Annotated in this window: 1 pseudogene; it reads right to left on the bottom strand. The window is 74.4% G+C overall.

The features are described from left to right. Positions 1-655, bottom strand: a pseudogene (locus MKK70_RS30735) (methyl-accepting chemotaxis protein); the annotation flags it as partial.

Raw genomic sequence — 655 nt, 5'->3', positions numbered from 1 at the left:
CGACCGCCGCCGCGATCGCGGTGGCCACCGCGTTGATCTCGCGGATGCGCCCGGTCATCCCGCCGATCGAGGCGACCGCCTGACCGGTCGAGGCCTGGATCTGCGCGATCTGGCCCGAGATCTCGCTCGTCGCCTTGGCGGTCTGCTCGGCCAGGGCCTTCACCTCGGAGGCGACCACGGCAAAACCCTTGCCGGCCGCGCCGGCGCGGGCCGCCTCGATGGTGGCGTTCAGGGCCAGCAGGTTGGTCTGGCCGGCGATGTCCGAGATCAGCCCGACCACGGCGCCGATCCGCGACACCGCCGCGCTCAGCTCCTGCACCCGGGCGCCGGTCTGGTCGGCCTCGCGCACGGCCAGATGCGCGAGCTCGGCTACGGAACCCGGGCGCGGGTCTGGTTGGCCTCGCGGACGGACACATGCGGCAGCGCGGCCGCGGCGCCGACCTACAGGCCGATCTCGGCCACCGAGGAGCGGAGCTCCTCGCCGGCCGCCGCCACCGTGTTTACGTTGGTGCCGGCCTCCTCGGCCGCGGCCGCGACCGTGGTGGACTGGCCGGCAGTCTCGGTCGCCGTCGCGGTCAGGGTCTGGGCGGTGGCCTGCAGCTCGGTCGCCGAGGACGACACCATGCCGATGATCCCGCCGACCGCCGCCTCGAAG

It is taken from the genome of Methylobacterium sp. E-041, from assembly GCF_022829665.1.
In the GTDB taxonomy this organism is placed as follows: Bacteria; Pseudomonadota; Alphaproteobacteria; order Rhizobiales; family Beijerinckiaceae; genus Methylobacterium.
Note: the sequence above shows the minus strand (reverse complement) of the source record. Positions and strands in the feature narration are given on the sequence as shown.